The 1,547-nt window shown below is 58.9% G+C and carries 1 protein-coding gene, 1 rRNA gene and 1 pseudogene; 2 read left to right on the forward strand and 1 reads right to left on the reverse strand.

Translation table 11 applies throughout. From position 1 onward, the window contains the following. Together AACX88_RS17715 and AACX88_RS17400 are read left to right on the forward strand one after the other, a co-directional pair. A pseudogene (locus AACX88_RS17715) lies at positions 1–119 on the forward strand (IS30 family transposase); the annotation flags it as partial. A gap of 475 nt (positions 120–594) precedes the next feature. Beyond that, positions 595–1,329 (forward strand): GNAT family N-acetyltransferase, encoded by a 735-nt coding sequence (locus AACX88_RS17400; protein ID WP_339394122.1) that lies wholly within the window; start codon positions 595–597, stop codon positions 1,327–1,329. 96 nt (positions 1,330–1,425) lie between these two features. Here the strand turns inward: AACX88_RS17400 and rrf are convergent. Beyond that, a 5S ribosomal RNA gene (gene rrf, locus AACX88_RS17405) occupies positions 1,426–1,545 on the reverse strand. Between the last annotated feature and the right edge of the window lie 2 nt (positions 1,546–1,547).

Raw genomic sequence — 1,547 nt, forward strand, 5'->3', positions numbered from 1 at the left:
TCACCACCATCGCCGAGGAGATCAACAATCGACCCCGCCGCCGACTGGGCTATCTCACGCCCACCGAGGCATTCGCTCGACTGCTCGCCGGCGAGCCCCATGTTGCTTCGACGCCTTGACATCGCCATCTCCACCCTTCTTGGGCCAGCGGGACTCAATATCACTCCTGCGGAGAGACAGGTTTCAGAAGGCGCTGATCTCGGTATTGTGAGCACAAGTATTCGAGCAGACCTTCGCGAAACATCTGAAGCCTGGTGCGAAGATGGCCGACACATCCCAGCGCGCAAATGCATAGACAACCTTCTCGACCTTTTCAGCAGCCAAACGTCGAGAGCTTTGAACCCAGGTGCCCACGCAGACGTCGTTCTGCCTGAGTCGGGACCAACCAAGCGCATTCTTGAGAGCCTAACAAAGGTCGTTCCACTATTGGCAGCACCGCCGGAAAGGCCACGTTCCACGTGGACGACGGAGTCCCCTTTGGCGAAGCATCTACTCTCTGGCAAACAGTGCGCGGGTTGCCAGAAAACGAAAGAGAACTAGTCTGAACCACCAGCTCAGAAATCCCAACAACATGGCACCGACGTTCTGAGCCGATTGCTCAATGTCTATACCGCTTCGCTCAGCGAGAACGGTATGCCCGCGGTATTCGGAGTGCTCAATGCCATCTCTTCTCAGATCCTCACCGTTGAGGTGCGCATTCAGACTCTCTGCGACGCAATGGACGTTACGGGTGTTCCGTGCCTTGAGGGCTCAGATGCCGTCCGAATTCCACATCATGAAAACGACCTGTCTGAACAAGGGTCGGTGAGCCGGGGTGCGGTGTTCGGATGCGCAGTTGACCGCGGGTCCGCTCTGGGATTCGATGAGTGCATGATGACGATTGTGCCCGCTGACTTCGATGATCCCCAGTTGGCTGACTTCCTGCAGCAGCATCTCGACGATATGGCGCCGACGGCGCCGGCCGAATCCAGGCACGCACTCGATCTCTTCGCGCTTCAAGGCGATGAGGTGCGCCTGTGGGTCGCCTACGACGGGAGCACAGTGGTCGGCACGGTCGCTCTTGCCCAACTGCTCCCCTACCATGAGGAGCTCAAGAGCATGCGCACCTCTCCCGAGCATCGTGGCCAAGGCATCGCTTCGCAGCTGCTCGATCACGTCCTCGCGGATGCGCGTTCGCGCGGGATCGAGCAGATCTCCCTGGAAACGGGGAGCATGGAGTTCTTCGCTCCGGCTCGAGCGTTCTATCGCAAGGCCGGCTTCGCCGAGACGGCACCATTCGGAACGTATGTCCCGGATCCGAACAGCGTCTTCATGACGTTGACGCTGTGATCGGTGCGGCCGGGGGGCGGTGAACCGAAACAGGTCGTGAATGCAAAGAAGGAGGGGATCCCGCCCCAATGGGCAGGATCCCCTCCTCAACGAATATTGCGGCAGTCACTTACTCTCCCACAACCACCAAGTTGCAGTACCATCAGCATGACATGGGCTTAGCTACCGGGATCGGAACGGTTAACCGGGCGTTTCCCCACCACTATCACCACCGCAAA

This window comes from Brevibacterium metallidurans, from assembly GCF_037101285.1.
GTDB classification, from domain to species: domain Bacteria; phylum Actinomycetota; class Actinomycetes; order Actinomycetales; family Brevibacteriaceae; genus Brevibacterium; species Brevibacterium metallidurans.